Origin of the sequence: Deinococcus marmoris (genome assembly GCF_001949125.1) — a bacterium.
Taxonomy (GTDB): Bacteria; Deinococcota; Deinococci; order Deinococcales; family Deinococcaceae; genus Deinococcus; species Deinococcus marmoris_A.
Map to the genome: position 1 here is coordinate 1 of NZ_MSTI01000056.1, position 5,189 is coordinate 5,189.

Below are 5,189 nucleotides of genomic sequence, written 5' to 3' on the forward strand. Positions count from 1 at the left end.
TGGGGGATCGAAGTCATTCACCGCCTTGTTAAACAGAACTTGAGTTTCGGCCAGTGTCGTTACCGTGACATCCAGGCACATCGAAACTGGGCCTTTCTGGTGATTCAAGCCTTTCATGCCGTCCTGGAGGTCAGAAAACGAGATCCCGAACTCACATGGCGTGCTGCACAGCATCTGGCGGCCCAAGAACACCGTAAGTTCGTCCTGACCGCACTTTTTCCTGGTTCACCACTGTTGGAGGCTGTTTGAGACGCAGTGTGGCGCAGGACTGGAAACTCTTGGTGGAGTGGAGGGATCGGCGCTGTTCCGATTCCTGCACGAAACAAACAGAATCCGCTTGAGCCTGTCTTCAATCCTGGTTAGGCCGGGTCAGGGCGTAGTGCGCCAGTGCCCGCTCCTCTGCCGGAATGCGGAGCAGGAGCAGCAGCGCGGCGTTCAGCAGCGTGAAGGCCAGGGCGGTGCGCCACGCCCCCACGGCCAGCGGCGCGGCGGCCAGTTCCAGCGCCACCACCGCGTAATTGGGGTGCTTCAGGAAGCGGAACGGACCGCCCGTAACTCGCTCTCCACCCGGCACGATCAGAATGCGGGTGTTCCAGTACCTTCCCAGCGTGCGAATGACCCAGTACCGCAGCGGCTGAGCCAGCAGAAACAGCGCCAGCGCAGGCCAGTTCACCCGCTGACCGGACGCGCGGCCCTCTAAAAAGGTGAACCCCATCCAGGCCGGGTGCAGCACGAAGAACAGCGGATAATGTTCCCGCCCGTATTCCACCGCGCCGTGTTCGCGTGCCCAGCGCTCGTTGGCGCGGGCCACCCGCAGCTCCAGCAGGCGCTGAACGCCCAGAAAGGCGAGGAGGACTGGGGCGAGGGCACGGGCGCTCACGCGTTCATGGCCCGCTCAGCAGCTCATCCGCCGCCGCCTCGGCGTCCAGTTCACCGCGCGCCACGCGGGCGTAAAGGTCACCGCCAGCATTCCGGGCGCGGCGCAGCAGGCGCTCCTGCACCAGCGAGCGGACCTCGAATTCGGCGCGCAGGCGGCGGCGTTCCTGCAAACCCGCGTCTCCCAGATGGGCGCGGTGCTTGAGAACGGCCTCGACGACGCTCTCGATGCCCTCTCCTGCCGAGGCGATGGTCTTGCGGACCGGGGCCAGCCAGGTGTGTTCGTCATGCCAGCCCAACGCCTGTGCCGAGGTCAACTCGCGCACCGTGCGGGACGAGCCGGGCAGGTCCGATTTGTTCACGGCGATCACGTCCGCGATTTCCATGATCCCGGCCTTGAATGCCTGCACGCCGTCGCCCCCGGCGGGCGTGACGACCAACAGGGTGTGGTCACAGGCGGCGGCCACGTCCACCTCCGATTGACCCACGCCCACGGTTTCGAGAATGATCCAGTCGAAACCGCCGCCCTCCAGCAGCGCCAGCACCGCCATCGTGCGGGCCGACAGGCCGCCCAGTGCGCCCCGGCTGGCCAGCGAGCGCACGAACACGCCCGAGTCGGCGTGGTGGCGCAGCATACGGATGCGGTCCCCCAGAATCGCGCCGCCGGAATACGGGCTGCTGGGGTCCACCGCCAGCACCGCCACCCGTTTGCCCTGCGCCCGCAGCACGGAAATCAGCGCGTCGGTCAGCGTGCTTTTGCCGCTGCCGGGGCTGCCGGTGATGCCCACCACCACCGAGCGGATTCCCCCCGCACGCGCGCTCTTGAGCAGGGGCCGCGCGGCGGGGAGTCCTGCCTCAGCCAGCGTGACGGCGCGGGCCAGCGCGCGCAGATCGCCCGACTGGTAGCGGGCGGCGAGGGTGGAGGGTTCAGACATACGGCCTCTCCAATCTGCCTTTGAGGGTGGCCTGCCCGGAGGCCACCCGTCTGTCTCTTCTGCGGAACTGCACCAGTCCCAGGCTCGCCCGCAAGTGGGAAGGAGCTAAAAATCCTGGACTCTCAGACCCTTTGACCCTTAGACCGCCTCTCACTGCGTCTGCCCCAGCACGTCATCCGCCTCGGTGGCCTCGATCAGGTCTTCCAGATGCGCGTCGTCGTTGAAGCCCAGCAGGGTACCGCTGTTCTCTCCCAGAAGCACACGGGTGATGCTGGTATTGGTGACGCTCAGGCGTGCCCAGGCATTGGCGGGGACGCCGCCCAGCGCCAGCCCCACCGCCACACGCACCACGCCGCCGTGCGTGAAGACCAGCACACGTTGCCCTGAATGACGGGCCCGCAGGGTCTCAAACGCCGCACCACTGCGGGCGTACAGGTCTTCCATGCTCTCGCCGCCGGGCCGCCGGGTGGCCCAGGGATCGGCCCCCAGAGCCTCCAGATAATCGGGGTACTGCTCCCGGATGTCCGCGATGACCAGACCGGACAGCTCGCCCACGTCGATCTCGCGCAGGCCGGGATCAGCTTGGACCGGGGGAGGTCCTTCCAGGCGCTCGGCCACCGCTTCAGCCGTCTGGGCCGCGCGCCGCAGGTCACTGGTGTACACCGCGTCGAAGTGCTGTCCGGTCATTCGTTCCGCAAGGCTGGCCGCCTGCAAGATGCCGACATGGCTCAGCGGCACGTCCGCCTGCCCCTGGTAGCGTCCTTCGGTATTCCAGGTACTCTCGCCGTGGCGCACCACCCAGAATTCGGTGGCGCTGCGGCGGTCCGGCGGCGTGAACCCGAAGGGGGCCAGCCTGCCCTTATGGGCGCGGGGTCTGGTGGAAGAGGTCAAGTCTTCTTACCGTCGAAGGCCACGCCGCCCCCCGCCACCATCTGCCCTATCACCCAGGGCTGCTCGCCAGCGCCGCGCAGGGCGGATAGGGCCGCCTCCGAGTCGGCGGCAGGCACGATGAACAGGAAGCCCACACCCATATTCAGGGCGCGGAAGGCTTCGGCACGCTGTACCTGCGCCTCTTTCACGATCAATTCGAACAGCGGCGGCACGGTCCACGATGAGGTGTCGATGCTCATGCCGACGCCGGGCGGAAAGACGCGCGGCGGATTGTCCACCAGACCGCCGCCCGTGATGTGGGCCATGCCGCGCACGTCCACATCGGCGTTTTTCAGAGCGTCGTGGGCCGAGACGTAAGCGCGGTGCGGCACGGGCAGCAGATCGGCCAGGGTCTGACCGTCCAGATCGGCGCGGGCCTCGTGCCAGTCCAACCCGTCCAGGGCCAGCCGGGCCAGCGAGAAGCCGTTGGTATGCAGGCCGATACTGGGCAGGGCGATGACGCTGTCGCCTGCGGTGATGCGCGAGCCGTCTACCAGCGCGGCCCGGTCCACCACGCCGACAATCGTACCCACGATGTCCAGTTCGCCGTCCACGTACACGCCGGGCATCTCGGCGGTCTCGCCGCCCAGCAGGGCCACGCCCAGCGCCTCACAGGCCCGCGCCGCGCCAGTCACGACGGCGGCCACAGTTTCGGGGGCCAGCTTGCCCATCGCCACGTAATCGAGGAAAAACAGGGGCCGCGCGCCCTGCACCAGAATGTCGTTGACGCAGTGGTTGACGATGTCCGCGCCCAGGCCGCCGGGCTGCCCCAGCCGCACGGCCACCTTGGTCTTGGTGCCCACGCCATCGGTGGAGGCCACCAGCACCGGGTCTGATAGACCCGCGAAGGCCGAGGCGCTGAACAGGCCCCCGAAGCCTCCAATGCCGCCCAGTACGGCGGGGGTGTGGGTGCGGGCCACGGCGTCTTTCATCAGGGCCACGGCGCGCTGTCCGGCATCGATGCTGACGCCTGCGCGTTCGTAGGCGGACGCGGCGGGCACGTCCTTATCGGTCTGAGTCATGGTCCTCCTGCCCCGCCGCATGGGCGGGCATGGGACGCAGTTTACCCGAGCCGGGGCCTCAGGTTCCGGGCCAGTGCGGGTTGTGGGCTAATTCGTGTTCTGGATTGGTTCATCTGCGCTAATTCATCTGGGCTGATTCATCTGGGCTGGGCATCCTGAACCGGGTCCACCTCTGCCTGAGCCTGGGCCTGACCCTTCCCACGGCCCGTCACACCGCCCGCCCGCCGCGCCAGCAACCAGCGCACCAGCGCCACGCCGCCCACCACCAGCGACATGATCGCCAGCCCCCAGAACAGCCGCCGGGCCGACTCGCTGAGCCACACCACCAGCAGCGTGACCGGCAGCACCCCCACGGCAGTGGCCAGCATGAATGGACGGAACCCCATGCGGGCCGCACCCGCCACCAGACTCAGGACCTCGGCGGGCAGGATCGGCATCAGGCGCACCAGCAACACGCCCTGAGCGCCGTGTCTGTTCATGAAAGCCTGCGCCTGCGTCCTGGCCTTTTCTCCAGCCAGCGCGCGGATCATGGGTTCGCCCAGCGCCCGGCCCAGGCTATAACCCGCCGCCGCGCCCAGCAGCGCCCCGGCGAACACGATAAAAAAGCCCGCCACCAGACCGTAGGCCCGCACCGTCACCGCCGTCAGCACCAGCGAGGGCAGCACCGGGATCACCGCCTGGATCACGTAGGCCACCAGCAGGGCGACGGGTCCGGCCCAGCCCAGCGTGTCCACAAAACGGTGGGTCACTTCCGGGTCCGTGGAGGTCAGCGCCGCGTAGCCGCGTCCCATGAAGACGCGTACTTCCGGGATCAGCAGCGTACCCAGCAGCAGCAGCAGCAGCCCGGCCATCAGGATCAGACGCAGGTGGCGCGGCGGGCGGCGGGCGGCGGTCATCCGGTCCAGTGTAGGCCCAGTGGGCCGGGAGGTGCGCCCGACTATTGGATGACGCTGCGTGGTGAGGATGTAAAGCTCACCCGTCGTTCTGGTCTTCCTTTCTGGAGGTCAAAACGAGTTTTGTCTTGAACTGGAGAAGGCGAAGATCAGCGAGTGGCACAGCAAACCGTCAACAATCTTGAAGACATAGGGCTTACGCGAAACTGGGCAAGTCTGAAATTCTGGGCTGGTGGGAAGACCTCGAAAAGTCGGGCGGCAACGGTACTGCGAGTTTTTGGCTGCAACACAGATCAATCGGACACAAACCTATTTTGCCAACCACGTCGATGATTTTGCTCATGACGCCGTTCAGCGCTACCTGAAAGGTGACTGTTTAACGGCAGCGGAGGTGTGGACGCAGGTGCGTCCACACGTCAAATTGAGCGACAAGGGTTATATCATCTTCGACGACAGCGTGATGGACAAGCGCCATTCACGCCGCATGGCGCTAGTGGGAACGAGAAACGAACCATCCGAGGGATGGGCGTCGT

The 5,189-nt window shown here is 66.6% G+C and carries 6 protein-coding genes and 1 pseudogene; 2 read left to right on the forward strand and 5 right to left on the reverse strand.

The window, feature by feature from the left end:
* On the forward strand, positions 1-249 hold a 249-nt coding region (locus BOO71_RS27725), incomplete at its 5' end, for a hypothetical protein (protein WP_175607395.1).
* Positions 250-349: 100 nt separating this feature from the next.
* Here BOO71_RS27725 and BOO71_RS07895 read toward each other — a convergent pair.
* The 5 genes from BOO71_RS07895 to BOO71_RS07915 all read right to left on the reverse strand — a co-directional run bounded on the left by BOO71_RS07895 (position 350) and on the right by BOO71_RS07915 (position 4,659).
* Positions 350-880: an isoprenylcysteine carboxyl methyltransferase family protein gene (locus tag BOO71_RS07895; RefSeq protein WP_075831405.1), complete on the reverse strand. Its 531-nt coding sequence runs from the start codon at positions 878-880 to the stop codon at positions 350-352.
* A gap of 4 nt (positions 881-884) precedes the next feature.
* The gene (gene meaB / locus BOO71_RS07900) at positions 885-1,811 is read right to left on the reverse strand and encodes a methylmalonyl Co-A mutase-associated GTPase MeaB (RefSeq protein ID WP_075831406.1); all 927 of its coding nucleotides are present in this window, start codon (positions 1,809-1,811) and stop codon (positions 885-887) included.
* A gap of 150 nt (positions 1,812-1,961) precedes the next feature.
* Positions 1,962-2,702 carry a histidine phosphatase family protein gene (locus tag BOO71_RS07905; RefSeq protein WP_139322831.1) on the reverse strand — a complete coding sequence of 247 codons (741 nt, stop codon included), beginning with the start codon at positions 2,700-2,702 and terminating at the stop codon, positions 1,962-1,964.
* A complete protein-coding gene (purM, locus tag BOO71_RS07910) occupies positions 2,699-3,763 on the reverse strand; it encodes a phosphoribosylformylglycinamidine cyclo-ligase (protein ID WP_075831407.1) in 1,065 nt (354 codons plus the stop codon). The genes BOO71_RS07905 and purM overlap by 4 nt, the downstream gene beginning before the upstream one ends.
* Positions 3,764-3,900: 137 nt before the next feature.
* Entirely contained in the window at positions 3,901-4,659 is a 759-nt protein-coding gene (locus tag BOO71_RS07915; RefSeq protein ID WP_075831408.1) for a TVP38/TMEM64 family protein, read from the reverse strand.
* A 229-nt stretch (positions 4,660-4,888) separates the two neighbouring features.
* Here BOO71_RS07915 and BOO71_RS28270 point away from each other — a divergent pair.
* Positions 4,889-5,189, forward strand: a pseudogene (locus tag BOO71_RS28270) (hypothetical protein); the annotation flags it as partial.

What these genes read in the sequence shown, in the direction of transcription:
- purM (WP_075831407.1), bottom strand. Translation starts at nt 3,763, where the DNA reads ATGACTCAGACCGATAAGGACGTGCCCGCCGCGTCCGCCTACGAACGC.
- BOO71_RS07915 (WP_075831408.1), bottom strand. Translation starts at nt 4,659, where the DNA reads ATGACCGCCGCCCGCCGCCCGCCGCGCCACCTGCGTCTGATCCTGATG.
- meaB (WP_075831406.1), bottom strand. Translation starts at nt 1,811, where the DNA reads ATGTCTGAACCCTCCACCCTCGCCGCCCGCTACCAGTCGGGCGATCTG.